The sequence below is a fragment of the Ruegeria sp. YTSA105 genome (genome assembly GCF_059610225.1).
The window spans coordinates 36,670-60,091 of sequence record NZ_JBXWNE010000020.1 but is presented as its reverse complement, the minus strand read 5'-3'; the positions used below and the strand labels follow the sequence as shown (position 1 = coordinate 60,091).

Here is a 23,422-nt window from a genome sequence, read left to right as displayed (position 1 = left end):
AGGGGGCGCAGGCCATGCAAAATCCAACCGCAGCCATGCTGGTGATCGGGGATGAAATCCTGTCGGGTCGCACCCGCGACGCAAACATGCATTATCTCGCGCAGGAGCTGACCAAGCAGGGGATCGACCTGAAAGAGGTCCGTGTGGTCAGCGATGACGCCGCTGCAATCGAAGCCGCCGTTCAGGCGTTGTCGGCAAAGTTTGATCATGTCTTCACCAGCGGCGGGATTGGACCGACCCATGATGATATCACCGCCGATTGCATCGCCCGTGCCTTTGGCGCACATATCGACATCCGCGACGATGCCCGCGCTTTGCTTGAAGCGCATTACGAGAAATCCGGGCTGGAACTGAACGCTGCCCGTTTGCGCATGGCGCGCATCCCTGATGGTGCCACGCTGATCGACAATCCGGTGTCGACTGCGCCAGGCTTTACCATCGGCAATGTTCATGTGATGGCTGGGGTGCCCTCGGTCTTTCAGGCGATGGTGGCGAGTGTATTGCCGGGTCTGACCGGCGGTGTTCCTCTGCTATCCCAAACCTTGCGGGTGGATCGCGGCGAAGGCGATATCGCCGCCCCCCTTGCGGCACTCGCAGCGGATTTTCAGGATCTGTCCATCGGGTGTTATCCGTTTCAGATCAACGGTGTGTTTGGCGCCAATGTGGTCATTCGCGGAACCGAAGGTGCCCGGATCGACGCGGCCTCAACCCGGTTGGCGAAAGAGCTTGGTCTGTGAGCGTTGTCTGGCCTGATGTCGTCGATGGCACTTGGCCATCTGCGCATCGCGACAGGAAGGGGCCGTTTTGGGTGCGTCAGGGTCTGGGCGGCGGATCGCGGGTGAGTGCAGCCAATGCGCTGGGGCCGGTCTTGGATGACGATATCGCGGCGGCCGAGGTCGCGATGCAGGCACTGGGGCAAAAGCGTATCTTTTGCCTGTGGCCAGGGGACGAGGCGCTGGATACGCAGCTTGAAGGCCGGGGCTATTCCGTGTTGGATCCGGTCAATATTTACACCTGCCCAGTTGAGCATCTGACTGATCTTCCGCTCCCCCGCGTAACGGTGTTCTCGATATGGGAGCCGCTGGAAATCATGCGTGAGATCTGGGCCGAGGGCGGGATTGGACCAGAGCGGCTGGCCGTGATGGAGCGAGCCCCGGGTCCAAAGACCGGCCTGCTGCTTCGCCATAGTGACCAACCTGCTGGTACCGGGTTTGTTGCGATGCACGGGGACGTGGCCATGGTCCACGCACTTGAGATTTTGCCGGCTCATCGCCGTCAGGGCCTGGGCCAATGGGCGATGCGCGCGGCTGCGCTCTGGGCACAGGATCAGGGCGCCGGGACGCTCAGCGTGATTTGCACCAAGGCGAATGCGGGGGCCAATGGCCTTTATCGCGCGCTTGGGATGGAGCTTGCCGGAGAATACCATTACCGTCAGCTGGTTGAAGGAGAGAACCCAAAGTGACCGATCTTGCCCTGCCCACTGCGCTGAACCTTCCGATGGCTGATCCGCTGCCGCCCGAGACGCAGAAATACTTCGACATTTGCGTCGAAAAGCTGGGGTTTGTGCCCAATGTCCTGCGGGCCTATGCCTTTGACATCGACAAGCTGAACGCGTTCACCACGATGTATAACGATCTGATGCTGGCCGATAGCGGGCTGTCCAAGCTCGAGCGTGAGATGATCGCGGTGGTCGTGTCGGCAATAAACAAGTGTTTCTATTGCCTTGTCGCACATGGTGCGGCTGTCAGGCAGTTGTCCGGTGATCCGCAGCTGGGTGAAATGTTGATCATGAACTACCGGGTTGCGCCTTTGGATCAGCGGCAGCGTGCCATGCTGGATTTCGCGGCCAAAATGACCACCGAAAGCACCAAGATCGAAGAGCCCGACCGACAAATTCTGCGGGATGCCGGGTTTAGCGACCGCGATATCTGGGACATTGCCAACGTGACCGGCTTTTTCAACATGTCGAACCGTGTTGCAAGCGCGACCGCGATGTCCCCCAACCCCGAGTATCACGCCCAATCAAGATGATCCGCCGTCTCGTTATATTCCTGTTGCTCATGGCATCGCCTGTTGTCGGGCAGGAGCTGACGCTTCCTTCGGGTACGCGATTGGTCAGCGACCGCACAAGCCCGTTGGACAGCTATGACCTGCCCACTGGCCCCTATACCGACGGGAGGGTACCGGCGCGCCGGGTTGAAGGACGGGTCGAGCGCTATACCTGGCGGCTGCAGGCCGGGTCCAGCACCACTTTGCAGCTGCTAGCCCCGTTGCGGGAACAGATCAAAGCCCAGGGGTATGAGGTTCTCTTTGACTGCGACGCCCGCAGTTGCGGTGGCTTCGATTTTCGCTTTGGAACCGAGGTTGTCCCCACGCCTGACATGTATGTGGCCATCCAGGACTATCGCTTTTTGTCCGCTGCCAAGGGCGACGAAGTTCTGAGCCTGTTGGTCAGCCGAAACCCGCCCGATGGCTATGTGCAGATGATCCGCGTGTCACCTGAAGGGGCCGAAGCCGCGCCTCCGCTGGTGATCGAAGAAGCGGTCGATCAGGCGCAGGGGCTGTTGGCAGAGCTTGCCCAAGAGGGCCACGTGATACTGGGCGATCTGCATTTTCGCACGGGTGAAATAACCTTGGGTGAGGGGCCTTTCGGCTCTCTGAATGAGATTGCGCAGTATTTGTCGGACAATCCCGGAACGCGGCTGGCTCTGGTCGGGCACACGGATGATACTGGCGCACTCGAGGCCAATATTTCGGTCAGCACGGGCCGGGCGCAAACCGTGCGCGCCCGGCTGATCGAGAAATACGGCGTGGCCGCCGACCGGGTCGAGGCGCGGGGGATCGGCTATCTGGCCCCGATTACCTCGAATGCAACGCCCGAAGGTCGCGAACTGAACCGCCGGGTCGAGGCGGTTCTGCTGATCAACTGATCCCTACATCACCCACCACAGGTACAGCGGCAGCCCGATCGTGATGTTGAACGGGAAGGACACGCCCAGCGACAGGGTCAGATAGATCCCGGCCTCGGCCTTTGGCAGCGCGATCTTCATCGCCGCGGGCACAGCGATATACGAGGCGGATGCAGACAGGACCATGAACAGGAACAGGCTGCCGTCAGGTAGGCCGATCACCGCCCCGACCGCCCAAGCCATCGCAGCGCCGATCAGGGGCATCAGCATACCAAAGGCAAACAGACCCAGCGAGAGCTTGTCGCGGTTCTTGATCAGGCTGCGCCCCGCGGAAATGCCCATATCCAGCAGGAAAAGGCACAGGATGCCGGTGAAGGGCGTGACGATGAAGGGCGCAATCATCTGCATCCCTTCGCCACCCGTAACAGCGCCGATCAGGAAGGCCCCGGTCAACAGGACAATCGACCCGTTTGCCAACAGATCGCGCCACAGCCCATTGTCATTGACGCCCTTGCTGCTGGTTTTATGCGCCAGCCAAAGGGCCGAAAGGATGGCGGGAACCTCCATCGCGGCGGCGACAGCAACCATGAAGCCGTCATGATCAAGACCCACCAAATCCAGCAGGCTGGTTGCGGTGACGAAGGTCACGATTGAGATTGACCCATAATGCCCGGCAACAGCCGCCGCATTCAACGCGTCCAGCCGTGTCATGACCCGGAGCAGGCCGAATGCCACAAAGGGGATGACAAAAGACAACGCCACACCGCCTAGCAAAGTCAGGAACAGATCCATGTGGATGCCATGCTCGGCCAGGCTGCTGCCGCCTTTGAAGCCGATGGCCAGCAGCAGATACAGCGACATGAACTTGGCTGCCCCACCGGGGATCGACAGATCGCTGCGGGCAAAAGCCGCGAGCAGCCCGAGGACGAAGAAAAGGATGGTTGGGACCAGCAAGTTGCTGGAAAGGGTTTCGATTACGCTGGGCATTTTGGCTCCTGTCCCGATTTCACGGGCTAAGTGCCTTGCCTATTTTTGTTATCCAAATATTATCTTTCTAATTTTTGGATAGTTTAAAGCTATGAAATGCGCCCAACACTAAGGCAACTGGAATATATCGTTACGGTCAGCCGACTGGGTCGATTTGGATTGGCAGCTGAGGTTCTGAATGTCAGCCAGCCCAGCCTCTCGGCGCAAATTGCCTCTGTAGAACAAGAACTTGGCCTGCGCATCTTTGATCGTAATCGGGGTGGTGTTCAGGTGACTGCCAAAGGCGAAGAGTTCATCGAACGCGCCCAGAAGATCCTTGCCGAAGTCCGGGATCTGCGCCACGCGATGAGCAGCGAGACACCGGTCTCAGGACGGCTAAGGCTGGGCGTGTTGCCCTCAATCGGGCCCTACCTGCTGCCTCAGGTCATCAAAAAGGTCCATCAGGACCGCCCCGGTCTGCGCATTGTCGTGCGCGAGGAAAACACCCGTGATCTGGAACAAGGACTTAAATCTGGTCGGTTTGATCTGATCCTTTCCACGCCCGAGGATCACCCGAACACAATCCAGCAGCGCTTGTTCAACGAGACTCTGTGGATTGGAGTTGCCGTAGACGATGTGCTGTCAAATGATACGTATGGTGTTACGGCTCAAGACTTGCGCGACCGGCTGATCCTGACCTTGGACCAAAGCCACCGTCTGTCCCGGATCGTCTATGCGCTGGCGGCGGAATGCGGTGGGGTTGTGTCGGATGAATACGAGGGGACCACGCTTGATTCCATTGTACTGATGGCGGCCTCGGGGGTTGGGGTTGCGGTGTTGCCGGACCTGTATGCAAGACGTCAGGGGATTTACCGCGATGAGGTCCATTTGCGCCCGTTGACTATAACAAATGCCAACCGCGATATCGCGCTTCTTTCTCGCAGAAAAGAAGCTGATCTGCCCGGACAGAATATCCTGATCCAATCCTTGCGTACGGTCGCGCAGAGTATGGGGCTGGCCGTGTTCAGCGAATAAAAAAAGGCCCACACTACTTGTGCGGGCCGTTCAGTTTCCACCGGGAGAAATTACCAGTCCATCGGGCCTTTTTCGTTGAAGGCATCGACGAGGAAATCAATGAATGCCCGCACCTTGGGCTGCGTAAAGCGGCCGGGCGGGTAGACGGCATAAACGCCTTGGACTTCGTCGGGCAGCGACGGCATTGCGTCGACAACTTCGCCCGACTTCAGCGCCTCGGCATAGAGATAGCTGGGCAGATGCGCGATCCCAAGCCCCGAGACCGCAGCGTTCAACAAGGATTGCCCATCATTCACGCTGAGCCACCCGGCGGTGCGGACCTGACGTTTTTCACCCGAAGGTGCGGTCAGTTTCCACACATTGCCCGAAGACTGGCTGGAATAATGTAACAGCTTGTGTTCGTTCAGGTCGTCGATCTTTTGCGGACGCCCGAATTTCTCGATATAGGTGGGCGCGGCGACCATCCGCTTGACGGTTTCGGTCAGCTTGCGGGCGCGCAATGTGCTGTCTTCCAGCTCACCAATCCGCACGGCAACGTCGAACCCTTCCGAGATCAGCTCAACATAGCGATTGTTCAGCACCATATTCACCGTGATGTCGGGATAGGCAGCTAGAAATCCCGACAGAACCGGAGACAGGTGATTCACGCCGAAATCTGTCGCCACACTGATCCGCAGCAGACCAGAGGGGGCAGATTGCATCGAGGTGACCAGCGCATCAGCCTCGCCCGCGTCATTCAGAACGCGGCGGGCCCGATCATAATAGGCCAGCCCGATTTCGGTTGGTGACACGCGGCGCGTCGTGCGGTTCAGCAGTCTTGCGCCCAGGCGTGCTTCCAGGCTGGAAACGTGCTTGGACACAGCCGATTTTGAGATGCCCATTTTCTTGGCCGCGTCGGTGAAACCGCCTTGGTCCACCACGTTGGCGAAGGCTTCCATTTCGGTCAGTCGGTCCATTCTTGTTCCCCAGGTGTAGGTTCTTTAGCTGATCTTTACGTCAAATCTGGGCGGAAACAGGGCGGACATGGGATAATATCAGGGATTTGAATCGGATCGTTTGCGCTGGGGAAACTCTGAAACAGTGGTTTCCATATGGGCCACAAGCCTTTTGACAACGGGTATCCTCGATTTCGGGCCGAAACATGCTACCATGAGGATGGCAAATTTGTGACAACGGAGAAGATTATGAAAGCTGTTTTAGCTATTGCCGCAACCTGCCTGTCGGCGACATTTGCTCTGGCCGGGGGTGAAACACCATCAAACCCCGAAGCGCAGGTCTATTTTGTGAAATTGTCTGACGGCGACGTTGTCCAATCTCCGGTCACCGTGGTCTTTGGCCTCAGCGGCATGGGGGTCGCGCCGGCGGGTACTCAAAAGGAAAACACCGGGCATCATCATCTGCTGATCGACCGACCGCCTTTGGGGCAGGGAGAGGACGGTGCGGATGAGTTGTCTTATGGTCTGCCCGCGGATGACAATCATATCCATTTTGGCGGCGGTCAGACCGAGGTGACGCTGGAAATGGCTGCAGGCGAACATACGCTTCAGCTAGTGCTGGGCGATGCAGGTCATGTACCGCATTCCACGCCCATCGTGTCTGAGGTGATTACGATAACCGTTGAATAAGCGATAAGGGACTTCTGCTGTTAGTATCCGGCGGGCTTTCAGGAATGTCGCCGGGCCACAGTGATGTATGGCGTTTACTTTTCCTTTCGAACCGGAAATTCTGCGTGCTAGGAAAGGGAGGGCTAGGATGTCGACAGAGTTCCTACTGACGTCTCTGATCGTTGTGCTTTTACCGGGCACCGGCGTGATCTATACGCTTGCGGTTGGGTTGGGGCGTGGCTTTTGGGCCAGTTTTGCGGCGGCGATTGGCTGTACCATAGGGATCGTACCTGCTGCGCTGGCCAGTATCGTCGGTCTTGCGGCCCTGCTGCATACCAGCGCGCTGGCCTTTCTGGTGCTAAAATACCTTGGGGTGCTGTATCTGTTTTACATGGCCTGGGGGATCGTCCGGCAAGGCGGAGCATTGGATGTACAGAGCCAGAAACCCGCAAAAGGGTATGTGAAGATTGCACTCACAGGCACCTTGATCAATGTGTTGAACCCCAAGCTATCTTTGTTCTTTCTGGCCTTTCTGCCGCAATTCATTCCCGCCGGTACAGGTGCCGCCGAAGCAGAGCTGATCAAGTTGGCCTTGTCCTTCATGGTCATGACCTTTGTCGTCTTTGTTGGCTATGGCGCTTTCGCGGCGGTGGCACGCGACTATGTGATCCAGCGGCCCACTGTCATGGCTTGGGTCAGGCGCTGTTTCGCCGGCGCCTTTGGGGCATTGGGTGCAAAGCTGGCGCTGGCCGACTGACCCCAGTACCAGCAGAGTGATTGGCCCGGTTCTGGACCGGGCCAAGGCATATCAGAAAGTGGTTGCCAGCCGCGTGCCCTGATTGATGGCCCGTTTGGCGTCCAATTCGGCTGCAACATCCGCGCCGCCGATCACATGTGGGGTGATGCCACGTTCGATCAACGTATCGGCCAGGCTGCGGTCCGAGATCTGGCCCGAGCACAGAACAATCGTATCCACCGCAATTACTGTCGGGTTCTCGCGTGCTTCGCCGAAACTCACATGCAGCCCGTCATCGTCGATCCGCTCATAATTCACGCCACCGACGAAATTGACGTTTTTCATCTTCAGCGTTGCGCGATGAATCCAGCCGGTGGTCTTGCCCAACCCTTTGCCATGGGCTTGCGCCTTGCGCTGCAGCAAAGTCACCTGGCGCGCGGGGACGGCAGGTTGTGGCCCTTCAGGTGCCAGCCCCGAGCGATGCTCGGCCGGGTCGGTAACGCCCCATTCCTTCATCCAGGCAGGCAAGTCGGTGGTGATGCTGTGGCCTTCTTCCAGCAGGAATTCGGACACGTCAAAGCCAATCCCACCTGCTCCGATCACGGCCACTGATTTGCCAACCGGGGTCTTGTGGCGCAGGACGTCGATATAATCGACGACATTGTCTCGGTCCTGACCAGGGATTTTCGGATCACGCGGAACGACACCGGTGGCAATTACCACCTCGTCATAACCAGTCAGATCGTCGGCGCCCACTTCGCGCTCAAGCACTACCTTAATGCCCAAATCGGCAATCATGGCGCGGTACCAGTCGACCAGACCCCAGAATTCCTCTTTGCCCGGAACCTGCTTGGCCATGTTCAACTGGCCGCCGATCTCACGGGCACGGTCAAAAATGGTCACGTCATGGCCACGCTGCGCGGCGGTCATTGCGGTGGACAGGCCTGCCGGGCCCGCCCCTACGATGGCGATTTTCTTCACGCTGTCGGCCTGTGTGATCACCAGTTCGGTTTCGTGACAAGCGCGCGGGTTTACCAGGCACGAGGTCAGTTTGCCCTGGAATGTGTGATCCAGACAGGCCTGGTTGCAAGCGATGCAGGGTGCAATCGTCGCCGCCTCAGCAGCGATGGCTTTGTTAACGAAATCCGCATCTGCCAGCATCGGGCGGGCCAGCGAGACCATGTCGGCGCACCCCGTGGCAAGAACTTCTTCGGCGACCTCCGGCGTGTTAATCCGGTTTGACGTAATGACCGGGATCGAGACCTTGCCCATCAGCTTTTTGGTCACCCAAGCAAAGGCCGCGCGCGGAACGCTGGTGGCAATGGTGGGAATCCGCGCCTCGTGCCAGCCGATGCCGGTATTGATGATCGTGGCGCCAGCCTCTTCGATCCGCTGCGCCAGTTCCACAACCTCATCATGAGTAGATCCGTTGGGAACCAGGTCAATCATCGACAAGCGGTAGATGATGATGAATTCCGTGCCGACGGCCTCGCGCGTGCGGCGCACGACCTCAATCGGCAGGCGCATCCGGTTCTCGTAAGAGCCACCCCAACGGTCCTCGCGCTTGTTGGTGTGAGTCACCAGAAACTGGTTGAGGAAATACCCTTCGGACCCCATGATCTCGACCCCGTCATAGCCCGCCTTCTGGGCCAGGACCGCGGCATTCACGATATCGCTGATCTGTTTCTCGATACCCTCTTCGTCCAGCTCGGTCGGCGGGAAAGGAGAGATCGGAGATTTCACTGGGCTGGGTGCGACACATTTCGGCCCGTAGGCATAGCGCCCCGCATGCAGGATCTGCATCGCGATCTTGCCACCGGCCTCATGCACCCGTTGGGTGACGATTGAGTGGTTTGCCACTTCTTTGTCGTTGGTCATCATTGATGCCCCCGGCAGTACCGAACCTTCAAGATTTGGTCCAATCCCTCCAGTCACCATCAGCGCCACGCCACCGCGCGCGCGGTCGGCATAGAACTCGGCCACCCGATTCCAATCGCCGGTCTCCTCAAGCCCGGTATGCATCGAGCCCATCAGCACGCGGTTCTTCAGCGTGGTAAAGCCCAGATCCAGCGGGGCCAGCATGTTTGGGTATGCAGTCATCCAGAACTCTCCCTTATAGAATTTGGCTGCCAGATTGACCTTCGCGTCATCTTTGTCACGCGAAACCTAACGTCATACCCTTTGCCTTGGGCCCGCTGCTTGTTACAGACGCTCCAAAGCATGTTCACGAGGCCGCGTATGACCCCCGAAGAGATTGCCAAACTGCCCTACCGCCCCTGCGTCGGGCTGATGTTGATGAATGCCGAGGGTAAGATATTCGTCGGCCAGCGCAACGACCGCCACAAGGACGCCTGGCAGATGCCTCAGGGTGGTGTGGACCAGGGTGAAGACCCGCTCGATGCGGCGCTGCGCGAGCTGTGGGAAGAAACCGGCGTCACGGCAGATCTGGTCGAGATCATCGCCGAGACCGAGGGGTGGTTGCCCTATGATCTGCCGCATGACATCGTGCCGAAGATCTGGAAAGGTCGGTATCGGGGTCAAGAGCAGAAATGGTATCTGATGCGGTTCTCTGGCCGCGACGATCAGATCAACATTCAGACTGAGCATCCCGAATTCACCCGCTGGAAATGGCAGGAACCGGAACAGCTGGTTGCCGAAATCGTGCCGTTCAAACGCGACGTGTATGAACGCGTGGTTGCAGCGTTTTCGGATCACCTGAACTGACATGATCCCACAGACCTATCCCAGTCCGGACCCATGCCACCGCCGCGTCGATCTGGTCGTGCATCTTATCGGTCTGGCGTTGATTTTGACCGCTGGCGGAGCGCTGATCCGCAAATCGTACCTGATGCTCGACAGCGGGCTTATTCTTGCGGTTCTGGTTTATGTAGCCTGTGCGTTGGGCTCTAATCTGGCCTCGTGTTTTTATCACTTTTCCCGCTGGCACCAGCGTCGGCAGCTGCTGCGACGCATAGACCATGCCGCAATCTATTCCAGTATCTGCGGCACCTTCACACCCTTTTTCCTGCTGGCCGGTACCGGCTGGACCATGACTTTGCTCTGGTTGTGCTGGGGGCTGACTGTGGTGGCCATCTGGAACAAGATCGCCAACAAGACGGTCAAGTCCCGATGGTCAACAGCATCCTATCTGGGTCTGGGCGCGCTGGGGCTGTGCGCCATACCCGATCTGAAAGATGTCCCCGTTTCAGTCCTGTGGTGCATTCTGGCCGGGGCGGCAAGCTACGTGATCGGCACAGTCTTTTATGCCCGCAAGACACTGCCTTTCCGCTATGCGATTTGGCACGCTTGGGTCAATCTTGGCGGCATATTCATGTTCGTAGGCATCTGGATCGCCCTATTCGTGCAGGGATAACCGTGAGGGGAGGGGCTCTGCCCCTCCCACAAATTATAGGCCAGTCCTGATCCGATTAAAGCAAGCCGCCCTGCTTGAGCAAATCGATCATATCCGCCTTGGGGCGCGGGCCGATATGGCTGATCACCTCACGGGCGCAGACATTGCCCATCTTGGCGCAGGTTTCATAGTCCCGCCCAGTGGCCATGCCAAACAGGAACCCGGCTGCGAATTGGTCGCCTGCGCCGGTGGCGTCGACGGGAACGATTTTTTCCACCGGAATGTCAAAGCGCTGACCTTCATTCAGCACAGTTACCCCGTCGCCTGACCGGGTGCAGACCACCAGAGGGCAGATATCGGCGGTTTTCGCCAGTGCATCCTCAAGATCGTTGGTTTCGAACAGGGATTTGATCTCGGCCTCGTTGCCGATCACAAAATCCAGTTCATTTTCGATCAGCAGCAGGAAATCGACCCGGTGCCGTTCAACACAGAACGGGTCAGAAATGGCGATCCCGGCCTTGCCGCCGCCCTTGTGGCAATCCCGTGCGGCCTGAAGGAACGCAGCTTTGCCTTTTTCCTTGTCGAACAAATAGCCTTCAAGGAACATGATCTGGCTGTTTCCCGCGACCTCGGCTGACACATCCGCCGAGGAAAGCTCCGAGGAAATCCCCAGATAGGTGTTCATCGACCGTTCACCGTCGGGTGAGACAAAAATCATCGAGCGCGAAGTCGGAAGCTCTCCACCCGGTACGGGCGGATTCACGAAATCCACACCGTCCTCGTGCATCGCCTCTGCGTAGAATCGTCCCAACGCATCATCATGTACGCGTCCGATAAAGGCTGCGCTCAGTCCCAGTGCGCCGGCACCGGCAATCGTGTTAGCAACGGATCCGCCCGGCGTTTGCACGCGGCCTTCCATAGCGGCGTAAAGAAGTTCACCCCGCTCCTGTTCTATCAGCTGCATGATGCCCTTCTCGATGCCCATCAGTTCCAGAAAACTGTCATCGGCCTGAGAGATCACGTCCACAACGGCGTTTCCAATACCGGTGAGCTGGTAGGTTTTCATAGGTTCTTGTCCTCGAATTGGCAGAGATCGCGGATGATACAGGTTCCGCACATAGGTTTGCGTGCTTTGCAGTGATACCGGCCATGCAAGATAAGCCAGTGATGTGCGTGCAGTTGGAAGTCGGTCGGGATGTTATCTTCGATTGCGCGTTCAACCGCATCCACATGTTTTCCCGGGCAGATGCCTGTTCGGTTTCCGACACGAAAAATATGCGTATCCACGGCCTGCGCCGGATAGCGCCACCACATGTTCAACACCACATTGGCGGTCTTACGCCCGACGCCCGGCAGCGATTGCAACGCGGCGCGGGAATTGGGAACTTCGCCGTCATACTCTTCGACCAGAATACGGCTGAGCTTGATAACGTTCTTTGCCTTTTGGCGGAATAGACCGATGGTTTTGATATGCTCGATCAGGCCATCTTCGCCCAGATCCAGCATCTTTTGCGGGGTGTCAGCGGTTTTGAAAAGGGCGCGCGTAGCCTTGTTGACGCCGACATCGGTGGCCTGTGCAGACAGCGCCACCGCTACGACCAGAGTATAGACATTCACATGCTCTAGCTCACCCTCAGGTTCCGGGTCAGCCTGCTGAAAGCGGGTAAAAATCTCTCGGATAGTGTGGTAATCAAGTTGCTTGGCCATGCGGCGACGTATGCACGTATTGCGGCGCAGGGCAAGCCGATGGCTCGGGTAACCACACAAGCAAGAATCTGCTTAGCGGATAGCTGTGGGTTTTGGATTACGTAGGGTAAGCCTGATTCGTGCTATTCTCGCGATGCGCAGCCTATTTTTATTTCAGCGCATTTTTCCCGCATTGGCGGATATTTTATTTAATTATTGAAAGGTTGATCCATGGCGAACCCAAGTCTTGCCGCAAAACTGCAGTCCCGTTATCGGTCTGTTGAGCTGGCCCATCAAGGCGACGAAGACCTCGGCCCCCTGAAATTATTGCCCGGAGTTTGGAAGAACGGCGACAGCACGCGCGGACGTGGCTGGAACATGATCGCGCTTCCGTTTGCGACCGAGCCTGGCAGCCGTCTCAACTACCGTCTGCTGGTTAATCAATTCGAGGAAACGCTTCAATTCACGACCGTTGACAAAGCGGTTCCAAACCGCGGGATTGAGCGTCCGAACCCGGCCTCAGGAGACCCGACCATTAACACCGATCAGTTTGTGGTTACGCTGGATTATCAGCAGTCCATCGCGCAGCTCTCGGCTGAAGATCGCCCCGACAGCGGACTGGCTGGACCTGCCGATCTGGCCATCCATCACGAGCCCGGTCTTTTCCTGCATATGACCAATCTGACCACAAACAATCTGAACGTTGCACGTTTGGGAACGGTGCCACATGGCGACTCGTTGTTAGGTCTTGGAGAAGCGAGCGAGATCGATGGACCGCCAACGATTCCGGTGGTGGACGGGCTGCCCGAAGGGGCCACAAAGGACCTGAACAGCGGATATCTTTCGCCCTACAAACATTATCACGATAATCCGTTCAACGGCGTTGTGACTGCCCCGGGGTTCCCAGGCTTCGACCCTGTGCACCCGCATCTGTTGCTGGCAGCTGGAATACCGAACAATGTGAAAAAAACCACGATATTGCCGTTCAACACCGCGCTTGAGGATGCCGGGATCGTCAACATTCCGTTTGTTGTCAAACAAGCCAACGCGGCGGTGATGGATTCGATCTTTTGGATCATGGAGCTGGACGAGCCGGGAATTGGCGGTGAACCCAAGCTGCTGATGATGTATCTGCAGAATGTCGGTCTGGATTTCTTCCCACGCTTTGACGGGAAGCCCGGTCTGATCCGCTGGCCGCATGTCAGCATCAACGTCATGGAAAAGGTTGCACCCCCGGAAGAGGCGGCACCTTATACCGTTATCCCGCAGGTCTAAGCCCGCGGATAGCGCAAGAATCGGGTCGCACTCTGATCGGTAACAGGCCATCTTCTGTCTATGGAAGGAGTGCGACCATGAATGTCCAGACCCCAGAAAGCGGCTATCATTATAATGTCATGCGCCGGGCGATTGACTTGATTGATCAGGGCGGAGAGGCCCTGAGTCTTGATGAACTGGCACAGCAGATGGATATGAGCCCGGCGCATTTCCAGCGCCTGTTCTCACGTTGGACCGGGGTATCGCCCAAGCGGTATCAGCAATATCTGACGCTGGGCCATGCCAAGGCGTTGCTGCGCGAGCGGTTCACGACACTGGAAACCGCCCTGAATGTGGGCCTGTCCGGCAGCGGTCGCCTGCATGATCTGTTCCTGAAATGGGAATCCATGAGCCCCGGCGAATACGCCCGCAGGGGTGCCGGTTTGACCATCTATTGGGGATGGTTTGAATGTCCTTTTGGTCCGGCTTTGGTGATGGGCACCGAAAAGGGCATCTGCGGAATGGCCTTTGGGGCCGAAACCGGCGAAGAAAATGCCATGGCGGATATGCTGTCGCGTTGGCCCAATGCCAATTTCGTCGAGGACCCGATGCGCCTGCGGCCCTGGGCGCTCAGTGCATTTGGCGCGGTGAGCGACCGATTGGAACCAACGCCTCTGTATTTGATTGGCTCGCCCCTGCAGATCAAAGTGTGGGAAGCGCTGATGCATATCCCTTCGGGCCAGGTCACAACCTATTCCGAGATCGCGCAACGGGTGGGATCACCGCAAGCTGTGCGCGCCGTCGGGACGGCCGTGGGTCGAAACCCGGTCAGTTGGCTGATCCCTTGCCACCGCGCGCTGCGAAAATCCGGGGGGCTGGGTGGGTATCATTGGGGCCTGCCGGTGAAACGCGCCATGCTGGCCTATGAGGCGGCACAAGCAGACGCTTGATTTCTGATCAGAAAAAGCCATACGGATCGTCGAACAAAGTGATAAACCTTTGCTGAGGTTGCAGGACACCAAAGCGATGATCCAGAAATTTGCCCTGTGGTCGATCCCGATTTCCATCGCGGTTCTGGCCTTGAAACTGTTGGCCTGGTGGCTGACGGGCTCGGTCGCCTTGTTGTCCGATGCGATGGAATCCGTGGTCAATGTGGTCGCGGCCTTGCTGGCGTTCTTTGCGGTTTCGATCGGCGGCAAACCTCCTGACGATAATCACCCCTTTGGGCACAAGAAAGCCGAATACCTGTCTGCTGTTGTCGAAGGTGTGCTGATCGTGCTGGCGGCGCTTCTAATCCTGCGAGAGGCCGTTGCCGCGCTGTCATCGTCGCATCTGGACCAGGCCCCGCTGACCGGGGTGGCAATCAATGTGCTGGCAACCGCTTTGAACGGTGCCTGGGCCTATATGTTGCTGCGGGTCGGGCGGCAGTACGCCTCTCCGGCGCTTGAGGCCAGCGCAAAGCATATCTTTACCGATGTGTTCACCTCGGTGGGCGTTGTCATCGGATTGGTTTTGGCCCTTGCCACCGGCTGGCTGATCCTGGACCCGATCCTGGCCATTCTGGTCGCCCTGAACATTCTGTGGGAGGGATGGAAGGTCATTCGCAAGTCGATTGACGGTCTGATGGACGTGTCCCTTACTGATCCCGAACTGGATGAGGTGCGGAGCATCATCGATGCGAATCTGGGCCGGGCGCTGGAATATCACGACCTGCGGGGCCGTCGATCCGCCAGCATGATCTTTGTCGAGTTCCATCTGGTCGTTGACGGTGGCATGAGCGTGGCGACGGCCCATGATATCTGTGACGATATCGAAGACGCTTTGACCGATCAGTTCCCCGGATCGGTTTTTGTGATTCATCTCGAGCCGGATTCAGAGTCTAAAGGGCCCGGCGCAGATAGCGCACGGGCCCCGAAAACAGGTTAGACGGCAGGTGGGTTACTCGGCAGCCCAGCCGCCGACGGCCTTGACCTCAAGGAAATCCTCCAGCCCCCAGACGCCGCCTTCGCGCCCGTTGCCGGATTGTTTCATGCCGCCGAACGGGGAACCCGCGCTGCGGGATTTGCCATTCATCTCGACCATACCCGACCGCAGAGCGCGGGCCATGCGGTTGGCACGGACGTTATCCTGTGTCTGGACATAGTTGGTCAGCCCATAAGGTGTGTCATTGGCGATTTCGATGGCCTCTTCCTCAGTATCGAAGGGGATCATGGTCAGAACCGGTCCAAAGATCTCTTCGCGGGCGACGGTCATCTGGTTGTTGACGTCGGCAAAGACCGTGGGCCGCACGTAATAGCCCTTGTTCAGCCCTTCGGGCCTGCCAGTGCCACCAGCGACAAGGCGCGCGCCTTCGTCGATACCCTTTTGGATCAGGTCCTGAATCTTGCCCCATTGCAGCTCGTTCACAACCGGGCCGATATGGCGGCCTTCTTCCATCGCCGGGCCAACGGTGACACCTTTGGCAACCTCAGCTGCGGTTTCCACCGCCGCGTCATAGATGGGACGCTGAACCAGCATCCGGCTAGGGGCGTTACAGCTTTGACCGGTGTTGTTCATCATGTGCAGCACGCCACGTTTGACGGCCTTTTCATCCGCATCGGCAAAGACCACATTTGCACCCTTGCCGCCCAGTTCCAAATGCACCTTCTTCAGCGTATCGGCTGCGGCTTTGGAAATCGCCGTGCCCGCGCGGGTGGATCCCGTAAAGCTGACCATATCCACATCGGGGTGCGTGGACAGCTGAGATCCGACGCCAACCCCGTCACCGTTGACAAGGTTGAAGACACCGGGCGGGAATCCGGCCTCATCCATCAGCTCGGCAAAGATCATCGCGTTCAGCGGGCTTTGCTCCGAGGGTTTCAGAACCATTGTGCAGCCCGCAATCGCAGCCGCACCCACCTTCAGCGTGACCTGGTTCATTGGCCAATTCCACGGTGTGATCAGGGCGGCGACACCGACGGCCTCATAGATGATTTGGTCGTTGGGAGCGTGATCGCCCAGCGGCCGCTCAAAAGGAAACGCTTTGGCAGCGCGGATGAAATTTGCCAGGTGCCAACTGCCTGCTCCGACTTGCTGGCTACGCGCCATGTCGATCGGGGCGCCCATCTCCAACGACATTGCCTGGGCCAGATCCTCGGACCGTTCGGCATAAAGCGCGATCAGCTTTTCGACCATCGCGATGCGGGTTTCCGCCGGGGTTTCCATCCAGCCGGGCAACGCCGCCTTGGCCGCTGCAACAGCTGCGTCCGTATCGGCCTGATCGCCCAGCGAAATCACGGCACATGGTTCTTCGGTCGAGGGGTTGATGACCTGAAAATCATGCGTAACCGATGGGGCAACCCACTGACCGTTGATGTAAAAATTGCGTTTCTCGATCATGGTGCATCCTCCTGACCATGCGACGGGGATTCTTGGTTCGGCGCCACTGTGTCAGGCCTTCAGGAAACCGGCAAGCGCGATTTGATCAAATGAGATTTTGAGGTCTGGCCTAGGGCTAAAGTGACTTGCTGACGGTTTAACATCGGCGCAAAGTGATTAGGTTCTGAACAACCAACTCGGTTTTGTAATTAGCAAAGGAGATGCTTCATGGGTTTGCGCATCAACGACACAGTCCCCAATTTCACTGCAGAAACGGATCAGGGCACCATTCAGTTCCACGACTGGATTGGGGATAGCTGGGCCATTCTGTTCTCGCACCCAAAGGATTTCACTCCTGTCTGCACCACCGAGTTTTCGGCCGTCGCGCAGCTAAGCGATGAGTGGGCCGCGCGCAACACCAAGGTCCTGGGCGTTTCGGTTGACGGCGTCGAAGACCACAAGAAGTGGAAAAAGGATATCGAGGCCTATGGCAACGCGCATCCCGGTTTTCCAATCATTGCCGATGATGGTCTGGCCGTTTCAAAGGCCTTCGACATGCTGCCCGCCGAGGCCTATTTGCCGGACGGGCGTACCCCGGCCGACAGCGCGACCGTGCGGTCGGTCTTTATCATCGGGCCGGATAAGCAACTGAAGCTGTCGATGACCTATCCTATGACTGTGGGACGTAACTTTGCCGAGATTCTGCGTGCACTGGACGGGTTGCAGATGTCGTCGAAAGGCGTGGCTACCCCGGCGAACTGGGTGCCTGGCGAAGACGTAATCATTCCGCCTGCTGTCTCAAACGACGACGCCAAAGCAAAGTTTGGCGAGTTCGAGACCATCTTCCCCTATCTGCGCAAGACCAAGGCGCCGTCGTAAGACGGCCCAGGTCAGGGGGGCTGTCTGCCCCCCATCGCGCCTCGCGGCGCGATTCCCCCCGGAAGGTATTTTCAGCCAGATGAAGCAGGCGGGCGCTGCGGGTGCAGGTGCAGCTTGGCGCGGTAGGCTGCGCGCTTGAACTCTCGGGTTAATTTGTCTGACAGGGGCGGTTTTGTCTGAATGGTCGAGCCGCCGATTTCCTGGGCCACTTCCTGATTTCCGCTGCCTTGCAAGGCGTGAACCGGCTGGTCTGTCAGCCAGTGCATCTGCAAGAAGGTATCGACAGGGCGGTCGATTTGGTCGGTGGTCGCCAAAAGGCGTTCGGCGGCGTTTTTCCCCACCATCTGACATACGCATTGCAGGCCGATCACCTTGGGTAGGATCAGCCGCAGGCCGTCTTGTTCTGCCAGGACCTGTGCCGGTACTTCGCGCTGTTTTACGGGGATGCGGATATAGTGATCGGGGGTGGCGATTGAGGCCAGCAACCCAAGCGCCTGTTCCATTCGCGCCCGATCTATGCGCAGGTCATCCTCGGAGATGATGGCCAGGTCGATATCGTCCTCGACCAGCTTGCGCCAGATGCGTCGATGGCTTTCGAACACGCCGATTTCTGCGGGTCGCAAGGGGAATGGGTAATGCGGGCGGTGCAGATTTCCGGAATGCAGTTCGACACCGGAAATCTGGTCAGGGTCGCGGCCATTTACGGCCTCAAACAGTTCAGCATTGGGCAGGGCCGCGCAGAGCTGATCAGCATTGGGACGGCGCGCGGTGCTCGAGGACATATGGATGACAAAAGATCGCATACCCCGTGCATAGAACACCGCGTCAGGCGGGGAAAGAGCAACCGTGGATCAAGCCTGGCCCTGGTCGGCGGGTTCTGACGACGAGGACGTGTTGACCAGGGGTTCGGACAAAAGCTCTTCGACAAAAAAGCTGAGCAGTTGGAGCCGCCCTGAGACACCCGCCTTGCGGTAAATCGCAGCGCTTTGTGCCTTGATAGTCCCTTCTTTCGTCTGTCTCAGCTCGGCGATTTCTGCGATCGACAAACCCTTGATGGACAATATTGCGACATCGCGTTCCGCATTGCTGAGCTGCCACTGCGTGAATTGATTTTCGATGACCTGCGAAAACGCGCCCTGCGCCACGCCCAGTTGACGCTGCATGTCCTGCACGCGCAAGCTCTGAGCCCGGATCAGGGTGATTGTCGCCACCAAACCACCGATCAGAGCCAGGGACAGGAACAATTCGAACTGGTGCAAATGCCGAAACCCGGCAGTTTCGCCACCAAACCAATCGAGCGCTGCATCGGTTAGGAAAAAGGTGGCGCAGACAGCCTGCACCACCAGAAGGAGCCAGAGTAAAGACGTCTGTGAAATCTTCATAGCGCTCCTTTAAGATTGTCTGGTCAGTCGTCGTCCTCTTCAAGCTCGATCGCGGTGACAACGCCATCGGTCTTGTTCAGGACCAGTTCAGTTTCCACGCCATCCTTGACGAGTTCAACCTCGATCTCGCCATCTTCGAATTCGATCTCTTCGATCTGGTATCCCTGCGCCTCGAGAGTGGTGCGGATATCGGTCTCGGTGGTGCCCAGCTTGTCCCCGACTGTCACGTTGGCAAAAGCCAGCACCGGGGCGGTCGCGATCAGTCCGGTCAGAGTCAGCATTTTGAAAGTCTCCATTTCGCATCTCCTAGATTTGTTGCGTCGATGTAGGAGACGTGGGTTCACCTGGCCGGTGGTGCGATTGGATTTCGGTTGAATTGGGCGGAATTGGTCCAAGGTTTATGCTGACAGAACAAAAAAAGACCCCGGACAAAGCCGGGGTCTTTCGAGAAATCAGAGGGGCGAGCAGATTATTCTGCGCCTTCCTCTTTCTTTTCTTTCTTCTCAGGTGCGATCTCTTCGCCGGTTTCCTGATCGACGATTTTCATCGACAGGCGCACCTTGCCGCGGTCGTCAAAGCCCAGCAGCTTGACCTTCACTTCCTGGCCTTCCTTCAGAACATCCGACGGATGGTTCAGGCGACGGTTTTCGATCTGGGACACATGGACCAGACCGTCGCGCTTGCCAAAGAAGTTCACGAAAGCACCAAAGTCGACGATCTTGACCACTTTACCGGTGTAGATCTGGCCTTCTTCGGGTTCGGCAACGATCGAATGGATCATCTCATAGGCCTTCTTGATCGATTCCCCATCGGGCGAGGCGATCTTGATCACGCCATCGTCGTTGATGTCGACCTTGGCACCCGAGACTTCGACGATTTCGCGGATGACTTTGCCGCCGGAACCGATCACTTCACGGATCTTGTCGGTGGGGATGTTCATGGTCTCGATGCGCGGTGCGTGGACCGAGAAATCATTGGTCTCGGACAGGGCTTTGCCCATCTCGCCCAGGATGTGCATCCGGCCGTCCTTGGCTTGCGCCAGGGCTTTCTCCATGATCTCGGGCGTGATACCCGCAACCTTGATGTCCATCTGCAGAGAGGTGATGCCGTTTTCGGTACCCGCAACCTTGAAGTCCATGTCGCCCAGGTGGTCTTCGTCACCCAGAATGTCCGACAGGATCGCGTAATCGCCGTCATCTTCCAGGATCAGACCCATGGCAACACCGGCAACCGGTGCTTTCAGCGGAACGCCCGCATCCATCATCGACAGCGAACCGCCGCAAACAGAAGCCATCGAGCTTGATCCGTTGGATTCGGTGATCTCGGACACGATGCGGATCGTGTAGGGGAAGTCGGTTGCCGCAGGCAGAACCGCCTGCAACGCGCGCCATGCCAGTTTGCCGTGACCAATCTCACGACGTCCCGGAGGGCCCACGCGACCCGCTTCACCAACCGAATAAGGAGGGAAGTTGTAATGCAGCAGGAAGTTCGATTTGAAGTTGCCGTGCAGGGCGTCGATGAACTGCTCATCATCACCGGTGCCCAGCGTGGTTACAGCCAGCGCCTGTGTTTCACCACGGGTGAACAGGGCCGAGCCGTGTGTCCGCGGCAGCATCGAGGTTTCTGCAACGATCGAACGGATATCGGTGGTCGAACGACCGTCGATCCGCTTGCCGCCTTTGACGACGTCGCCGCGCAGGATGCCTGCTTCCAGCTTTTTCATCGCCGAGCCAAGGTTCGCGTCTTCCAGCTGTTCCTCAGTCAGGGCTTCCTTGATCGCATCGCGGGCAGCGGAAACAGCGGCAGTGCGCTCTTGCTTGTCGGTGATTGCGAAGGCGGCGCGCATCTGCTCTTCACCTGCGGCCTTAACGGCAGCAGACAGCTCAGAATAATCGGGCGCTTGGAAATCAAACGGCTCTTTTGCCGCGTCTTCGGCCAGTGAAATGATCAGGTCGATCACCGGCTGAATCTGCTCATGTGCGAATTTGACCGCACCCAACATCTCGGCCTCGGACAGCTCGTAGGCTTCCGATTCAACCATCATCACGGCGTCTTTGGTGCCGGCAACAACCAGATCCAGACGCTGTTCAGGGTTCAGACGCAGGTCCTGCATGTCGTCCACAGTCGGGTTCAGAATGTATTCGCCATCCTCGAAACCAACGCGGCAACCAGCAATCGGGCCTCTGAACGGTGCGCCGGAAATGGTCAGCGCGGCAGAGGCTGCGATCATCGCCACCATGTCAGGGTCGTTGACCAGATCGTGGCTCAGCACGGTGCACATCACCAGAACTTCGTTTTTGAAGCCGTCAACAAACAGCGGGCGGATCGGCCGGTCGATCAGACGCGCGGTCAGCGTCTCTTTTTCAGTCGGGCGCGCCTCGCGCTTGAAAAAGCCACCCGGAACTTTACCGGCGGCATAATATTTCTCTTGGTAGTGGACGGTCAGCGGGAAAAAGTCCTGACCGGGTTTTTGCTTCCGCGCAAAGGTCACGTTTGCCATCACGCTGGTCTCGCCCAGCGTGGCAATCACACTGCCGTCCGCCTGACGGGCAACCTTGCCGGTTTCCAGTGTCAGCGTCTCTTCGCCCCACTGAATTGATTTCTTTGTTACATCAAACATTTGCGTATCCTAGAAGGGAGCACTCCCGCCCCTGCGGGTCTCCCGTTTGCGTGGCGGCCCCATTGCCGCCGACCCCACTTTATCTTCCATTCGAGTGCCGGGGTCAGAGCACAACGTCTCAGATGGACCGCCCATACAGCAGTTTGGGGGCTTTGGAAAGGCAGGAGTTCCGAGGAAGGGTAAGGGTATAAAGGGCGCATGCCCGATCCATCGAGGATCGGGCAGACGCGGCGATCCTACAGGATCGCGTGGGCCAGGATCATGACGATACCACAGCCCAGCGCATAGCCGGTGTCGACCGCAATGGCGAAGCCGCTTTTTTGCGCCCATGTCCCGACCGAGGCTGTCTGCGCCGCCACCGCAAGGATTGCAAGCAGGGCGACGCCCAGGCTATTGGTAGTCTCGGTCACCGCGATTACCGCAGCCAGCAGGATCAGGAACACGATCTGTGTGGCCATCGCGCCCAGTGGCGGGGTTTCGGGCGGCGTCGGGTCGATGCGGGTGCCTTCTGCCCAGCGTTTCTGAAAGCCCATAGGGCCGTAGACCAGCCAGCCCAACAAAAAGGCAGCGACCACCCCTGCACCGAGAGCCAGCCAGTTGATCATAGTGCCGTCTCCAGCGCCGCAAGGATAGCGGTCCAGCCGCCCTCGTGATTGTCCCGGCTTTCCTGCGAGGGAAAGCGGATGTGGTGCAGCCGCAGCTCGGTGCCCTTTTCGGTGGGTGTGAAATCCAGTGTGACCGTGGAATCGTCTTGGCTGTAGGGCGAATTCCAGGTGAATTGCAGACGGTTGGGGCGGTCGATGACCTTGTATTCGCCCTCATGCGGCAGATCGCCAGCCTCGGGCGCGCGCATGATGATTTTGAACCTGCCGCCGACCTTGGCGTCGGAATGCGCTTCGGGCACGGTCATGCCCGGTGCCGGCAGCATGAATTTTGCCAGCATCTCGGGGTTGAGCCAGGCATCAAACACCTTTTCGGGTGGATGTGGAATGGCGCGCGTTATTTCAAGTGACAGGTCCGTCATCTTCTGGGTCCTCCAAAGCAGTTTCCAAGGCGTCCAGCCGAAGCGCCCAAATCGAACGCAACCCGGCAAACCAAGAATCAACGGCTGATAAAGGAGCCATCTGAACCTCGATCAGATGTTCGCGCCATTCGGTCCGGCGCTGCACCAGCTCGGCGTTTTCCAGCACCTTGATGTGCTTGGAGACCGAGTTGAGGCTCATATCGAATTGCCGCGCAATGTCCGTCACCCGCAATGGTCCCTGCTGCGCAAGCATCGTCAGAATAGCGCGGCGGGTCGGGTCGGACGCGGCCTTCAATATTGCATTGAGGTCATATCGACTCTCTCGTTCAACCATTTGGATGAATTACAACCTTATTCTGCTTCAGTCAACCATTTGGGTGAATAACATGTTGAAACCCTGATTGACCAGTCGCCAAATGCACCCTGTTGGATAAGGGTTTGGCCCTGATCGGTGCAGATGTGTCCGAATACAGTCTGAGTCAGGTAAAATTTGGGGAGGACATGTGTGGCAAACGATTTTGGTGGAGCCACTGACTACAGGTGAGATCGGACCGTATTGGCCGCGTCTCCAGCTTAAAGAAGATGATCCATTCTATTATGATCGTGCAGAAAGCGGAT

At 57.9% G+C, this 23,422-nt stretch carries 26 protein-coding genes; 13 read left to right on the top strand and 13 right to left on the bottom strand.

Annotated elements, in window-relative coordinates; translation table 11 throughout:
* Window positions 1-14: 14 nt before the first annotated feature.
* The 4 genes from AC2FH2_RS18780 to AC2FH2_RS18765 are packed head-to-tail and all read left to right on the top strand — an operon-like array spanning window position 15 to window position 2,930.
* Window positions 15-737 carry a competence/damage-inducible protein A gene (locus AC2FH2_RS18780; protein ID WP_271952166.1) on the top strand — a complete coding sequence of 241 codons (723 nt, stop codon included), beginning with the start codon at window positions 15-17 and terminating at the stop codon, window positions 735-737.
* The gene (locus tag AC2FH2_RS18775; protein ID WP_496824812.1) at window positions 734-1,462 is read left to right on the top strand and encodes a GNAT family N-acetyltransferase; all 729 of its coding nucleotides are present in this window, start codon (window positions 734-736) and stop codon (window positions 1,460-1,462) included. The genes AC2FH2_RS18780 and AC2FH2_RS18775 overlap by 4 nt, the downstream gene beginning before the upstream one ends.
* Window positions 1,459-2,031: a peroxidase-related enzyme gene (locus tag AC2FH2_RS18770; RefSeq protein ID WP_496824810.1), complete on the top strand. Its 573-nt coding sequence runs from the start codon at window positions 1,459-1,461 to the stop codon at window positions 2,029-2,031. The genes AC2FH2_RS18775 and AC2FH2_RS18770 overlap by 4 nt, the downstream gene beginning before the upstream one ends.
* On the top strand, window positions 2,028-2,930 hold the full coding sequence (locus AC2FH2_RS18765; RefSeq protein WP_496824808.1) for an OmpA family protein: 903 nt from the start codon (window positions 2,028-2,030) through the stop codon (window positions 2,928-2,930). The genes AC2FH2_RS18770 and AC2FH2_RS18765 overlap by 4 nt, the downstream gene beginning before the upstream one ends.
* Window positions 2,931-2,933: 3 nt before the next feature.
* On the opposite strand, the gene AC2FH2_RS18760 is transcribed toward AC2FH2_RS18765, so the two are convergent.
* Window positions 2,934-3,896, bottom strand: coding sequence for a sodium-dependent bicarbonate transport family permease (locus AC2FH2_RS18760; protein WP_496824806.1), 963 nt, complete (start codon window positions 3,894-3,896; stop codon window positions 2,934-2,936).
* Between the two features lie 96 nt (window positions 3,897-3,992).
* On the opposite strand from AC2FH2_RS18760, the gene AC2FH2_RS18755 reads away from it, so the two are divergent.
* Window positions 3,993-4,910: a hydrogen peroxide-inducible genes activator gene (locus tag AC2FH2_RS18755; protein WP_281996024.1), complete on the top strand. Its 918-nt coding sequence runs from the start codon at window positions 3,993-3,995 to the stop codon at window positions 4,908-4,910.
* Between the two features lie 50 nt (window positions 4,911-4,960).
* On the opposite strand, the gene AC2FH2_RS18750 is transcribed toward AC2FH2_RS18755, so the two are convergent.
* The gene (locus AC2FH2_RS18750) at window positions 4,961-5,866 is read right to left on the bottom strand and encodes a LysR family transcriptional regulator (protein WP_271952071.1); all 906 of its coding nucleotides are present in this window, start codon (window positions 5,864-5,866) and stop codon (window positions 4,961-4,963) included.
* Between the two features lie 228 nt (window positions 5,867-6,094).
* Between AC2FH2_RS18750 and AC2FH2_RS18745 the strand changes: the two genes are divergently transcribed.
* Window positions 6,095-6,535, top strand: a complete 441-nt coding sequence (locus AC2FH2_RS18745) for a DUF4399 domain-containing protein (protein ID WP_496824804.1) — start codon at window positions 6,095-6,097, stop codon at window positions 6,533-6,535.
* Window positions 6,536-6,662: 127 nt separating this feature from the next.
* Complete coding sequence (locus AC2FH2_RS18740) at window positions 6,663-7,271, top strand: LysE family translocator (protein WP_496824802.1); 609 nt, start codon at window positions 6,663-6,665, stop codon at window positions 7,269-7,271.
* A gap of 51 nt (window positions 7,272-7,322) precedes the next feature.
* Here the strand turns inward: AC2FH2_RS18740 and AC2FH2_RS18735 are convergent, their stop codons facing one another.
* Complete coding sequence (locus AC2FH2_RS18735) at window positions 7,323-9,350, bottom strand: FAD-dependent oxidoreductase (protein ID WP_496707039.1); 2,028 nt, start codon at window positions 9,348-9,350, stop codon at window positions 7,323-7,325.
* 138 nt (window positions 9,351-9,488) lie between these two features.
* On the opposite strand from AC2FH2_RS18735, the gene AC2FH2_RS18730 reads away from it, so the two are divergent.
* Both AC2FH2_RS18730 and trhA read left to right on the top strand, forming a co-directional pair.
* Window positions 9,489-9,974 carry an RNA pyrophosphohydrolase gene (locus AC2FH2_RS18730; RefSeq protein ID WP_496702564.1) on the top strand — a complete coding sequence of 162 codons (486 nt, stop codon included), beginning with the start codon at window positions 9,489-9,491 and terminating at the stop codon, window positions 9,972-9,974.
* A 1-nt stretch (window position 9,975) separates the two neighbouring features.
* A complete protein-coding gene (trhA, locus tag AC2FH2_RS18725; protein WP_496707041.1) occupies window positions 9,976-10,623 on the top strand; it encodes a PAQR family membrane homeostasis protein TrhA in 648 nt (215 codons plus the stop codon).
* Between the two features lie 55 nt (window positions 10,624-10,678).
* On the opposite strand, the gene AC2FH2_RS18720 is transcribed toward trhA, so the two are convergent.
* Together AC2FH2_RS18720 and nth are read right to left on the bottom strand one after the other, a co-directional pair.
* Window positions 10,679-11,668, bottom strand: a complete 990-nt coding sequence (locus AC2FH2_RS18720; protein ID WP_142639987.1) for an adenosine kinase — start codon at window positions 11,666-11,668, stop codon at window positions 10,679-10,681.
* Window positions 11,665-12,309, bottom strand: coding sequence for an endonuclease III (gene nth / locus AC2FH2_RS18715; protein ID WP_271952085.1), 645 nt, complete (start codon window positions 12,307-12,309; stop codon window positions 11,665-11,667). Before nth ends, AC2FH2_RS18720 begins: the two co-directional genes overlap by 4 nt.
* A 210-nt stretch (window positions 12,310-12,519) precedes the next feature.
* On the opposite strand from nth, the gene AC2FH2_RS18710 reads away from it, so the two are divergent.
* From AC2FH2_RS18710 to AC2FH2_RS18700, 3 genes are all read left to right on the top strand, one after another.
* Window positions 12,520-13,563, top strand: a complete 1,044-nt coding sequence (locus AC2FH2_RS18710; RefSeq protein ID WP_496824799.1) for a heme-binding protein — start codon at window positions 12,520-12,522, stop codon at window positions 13,561-13,563.
* Between the two features lie 77 nt (window positions 13,564-13,640).
* Window positions 13,641-14,492 (top strand): bifunctional helix-turn-helix domain-containing protein/methylated-DNA--[protein]-cysteine S-methyltransferase, encoded by an 852-nt coding sequence (locus AC2FH2_RS18705; protein ID WP_496714236.1) that lies wholly within the window; start codon window positions 13,641-13,643, stop codon window positions 14,490-14,492.
* Between the two features lie 76 nt (window positions 14,493-14,568).
* Window positions 14,569-15,468 (top strand): cation diffusion facilitator family transporter, encoded by a 900-nt coding sequence (locus AC2FH2_RS18700; protein ID WP_142639994.1) that lies wholly within the window; start codon window positions 14,569-14,571, stop codon window positions 15,466-15,468.
* 12 nt (window positions 15,469-15,480) lie between these two features.
* Here AC2FH2_RS18700 and AC2FH2_RS18695 read toward each other — a convergent pair whose 3' ends face one another.
* On the bottom strand, window positions 15,481-16,920 hold the full coding sequence (locus AC2FH2_RS18695) for an aldehyde dehydrogenase family protein (RefSeq protein ID WP_142639996.1): 1,440 nt from the start codon (window positions 16,918-16,920) through the stop codon (window positions 15,481-15,483).
* Between the two features lie 207 nt (window positions 16,921-17,127).
* On the opposite strand from AC2FH2_RS18695, the gene AC2FH2_RS18690 reads away from it, so the two are divergent.
* Complete coding sequence (locus tag AC2FH2_RS18690) at window positions 17,128-17,778, top strand: peroxiredoxin (RefSeq protein WP_142639998.1); 651 nt, start codon at window positions 17,128-17,130, stop codon at window positions 17,776-17,778.
* Between the two features lie 71 nt (window positions 17,779-17,849).
* On the opposite strand, the gene AC2FH2_RS18685 is transcribed toward AC2FH2_RS18690, so the two are convergent.
* From AC2FH2_RS18685 to AC2FH2_RS18655, 7 genes are all read right to left on the bottom strand, one after another.
* A complete protein-coding gene (locus tag AC2FH2_RS18685) occupies window positions 17,850-18,581 on the bottom strand; it encodes a glycosyltransferase family 25 protein (protein ID WP_271952096.1) in 732 nt (243 codons plus the stop codon).
* A gap of 48 nt (window positions 18,582-18,629) precedes the next feature.
* Window positions 18,630-19,160 (bottom strand): helix-turn-helix transcriptional regulator, encoded by a 531-nt coding sequence (locus AC2FH2_RS18680; RefSeq protein ID WP_271952098.1) that lies wholly within the window; start codon window positions 19,158-19,160, stop codon window positions 18,630-18,632.
* A gap of 23 nt (window positions 19,161-19,183) precedes the next feature.
* Window positions 19,184-19,456 (bottom strand): PepSY domain-containing protein, encoded by a 273-nt coding sequence (locus AC2FH2_RS18675; RefSeq protein WP_142640003.1) that lies wholly within the window; start codon window positions 19,454-19,456, stop codon window positions 19,184-19,186.
* A gap of 173 nt (window positions 19,457-19,629) precedes the next feature.
* Window positions 19,630-21,780 carry a polyribonucleotide nucleotidyltransferase gene (gene pnp, locus AC2FH2_RS18670; protein WP_281973783.1) on the bottom strand — a complete coding sequence of 717 codons (2,151 nt, stop codon included), beginning with the start codon at window positions 21,778-21,780 and terminating at the stop codon, window positions 19,630-19,632.
* A 236-nt stretch (window positions 21,781-22,016) separates the two neighbouring features.
* Window positions 22,017-22,385: a DUF1761 family protein gene (locus AC2FH2_RS18665; RefSeq protein ID WP_142640007.1), complete on the bottom strand. Its 369-nt coding sequence runs from the start codon at window positions 22,383-22,385 to the stop codon at window positions 22,017-22,019.
* A complete protein-coding gene (locus tag AC2FH2_RS18660) occupies window positions 22,382-22,804 on the bottom strand; it encodes an SRPBCC family protein (protein WP_281973782.1) in 423 nt (140 codons plus the stop codon). The genes AC2FH2_RS18665 and AC2FH2_RS18660 overlap by 4 nt, the downstream gene beginning before the upstream one ends.
* On the bottom strand, window positions 22,785-23,138 hold the full coding sequence (locus tag AC2FH2_RS18655; RefSeq protein WP_142640011.1) for an ArsR/SmtB family transcription factor: 354 nt from the start codon (window positions 23,136-23,138) through the stop codon (window positions 22,785-22,787). Before AC2FH2_RS18655 ends, AC2FH2_RS18660 begins: the two co-directional genes overlap by 20 nt.
* Between the last annotated feature and the right edge of the window lie 284 nt (window positions 23,139-23,422).

Bases quoted from the DNA above. Each gene is read 5' to 3' on its own strand.
- AC2FH2_RS18780 (WP_271952166.1), top strand. From the start codon at position 15: ATGCAAAATCCAACCGCAGCCATGCTGGTGATCGGGGATGAAATCCTG.
- AC2FH2_RS18765 (WP_496824808.1), top strand. From the start codon at position 2,028: ATGATCCGCCGTCTCGTTATATTCCTGTTGCTCATGGCATCGCCTGTT.
- AC2FH2_RS18760 (WP_496824806.1), bottom strand. From the start codon at position 3,896: ATGCCCAGCGTAATCGAAACCCTTTCCAGCAACTTGCTGGTCCCAACC.
- AC2FH2_RS18755 (WP_281996024.1), top strand. From the start codon at position 3,993: ATGCGCCCAACACTAAGGCAACTGGAATATATCGTTACGGTCAGCCGA.
- AC2FH2_RS18750 (WP_271952071.1), bottom strand. From the start codon at position 5,866: ATGGACCGACTGACCGAAATGGAAGCCTTCGCCAACGTGGTGGACCAA.
- AC2FH2_RS18745 (WP_496824804.1), top strand. From the start codon at position 6,095: ATGAAAGCTGTTTTAGCTATTGCCGCAACCTGCCTGTCGGCGACATTT.
- AC2FH2_RS18740 (WP_496824802.1), top strand. From the start codon at position 6,663: ATGTCGACAGAGTTCCTACTGACGTCTCTGATCGTTGTGCTTTTACCG.
- AC2FH2_RS18735 (WP_496707039.1), bottom strand. From the start codon at position 9,350: ATGACTGCATACCCAAACATGCTGGCCCCGCTGGATCTGGGCTTTACC.
- AC2FH2_RS18730 (WP_496702564.1), top strand. From the start codon at position 9,489: ATGACCCCCGAAGAGATTGCCAAACTGCCCTACCGCCCCTGCGTCGGG.
- trhA (WP_496707041.1), top strand. From the start codon at position 9,976: ATGATCCCACAGACCTATCCCAGTCCGGACCCATGCCACCGCCGCGTC.
- AC2FH2_RS18720 (WP_142639987.1), bottom strand. From the start codon at position 11,668: ATGAAAACCTACCAGCTCACCGGTATTGGAAACGCCGTTGTGGACGTG.
- nth (WP_271952085.1), bottom strand. From the start codon at position 12,309: ATGGCCAAGCAACTTGATTACCACACTATCCGAGAGATTTTTACCCGC.
- AC2FH2_RS18710 (WP_496824799.1), top strand. From the start codon at position 12,520: ATGGCGAACCCAAGTCTTGCCGCAAAACTGCAGTCCCGTTATCGGTCT.
- AC2FH2_RS18705 (WP_496714236.1), top strand. From the start codon at position 13,641: ATGAATGTCCAGACCCCAGAAAGCGGCTATCATTATAATGTCATGCGC.
- AC2FH2_RS18700 (WP_142639994.1), top strand. From the start codon at position 14,569: ATGATCCAGAAATTTGCCCTGTGGTCGATCCCGATTTCCATCGCGGTT.
- AC2FH2_RS18695 (WP_142639996.1), bottom strand. From the start codon at position 16,920: ATGATCGAGAAACGCAATTTTTACATCAACGGTCAGTGGGTTGCCCCA.
- AC2FH2_RS18690 (WP_142639998.1), top strand. From the start codon at position 17,128: ATGGGTTTGCGCATCAACGACACAGTCCCCAATTTCACTGCAGAAACG.
- AC2FH2_RS18685 (WP_271952096.1), bottom strand. From the start codon at position 18,581: ATGCGATCTTTTGTCATCCATATGTCCTCGAGCACCGCGCGCCGTCCC.
- AC2FH2_RS18680 (WP_271952098.1), bottom strand. From the start codon at position 19,160: ATGAAGATTTCACAGACGTCTTTACTCTGGCTCCTTCTGGTGGTGCAG.
- AC2FH2_RS18675 (WP_142640003.1), bottom strand. From the start codon at position 19,456: ATGGAGACTTTCAAAATGCTGACTCTGACCGGACTGATCGCGACCGCC.
- pnp (WP_281973783.1), bottom strand. From the start codon at position 21,780: ATGTTTGATGTAACAAAGAAATCAATTCAGTGGGGCGAAGAGACGCTG.
- AC2FH2_RS18665 (WP_142640007.1), bottom strand. From the start codon at position 22,385: ATGATCAACTGGCTGGCTCTCGGTGCAGGGGTGGTCGCTGCCTTTTTG.
- AC2FH2_RS18660 (WP_281973782.1), bottom strand. From the start codon at position 22,804: ATGACGGACCTGTCACTTGAAATAACGCGCGCCATTCCACATCCACCC.
- AC2FH2_RS18655 (WP_142640011.1), bottom strand. From the start codon at position 23,138: ATGGTTGAACGAGAGAGTCGATATGACCTCAATGCAATATTGAAGGCC.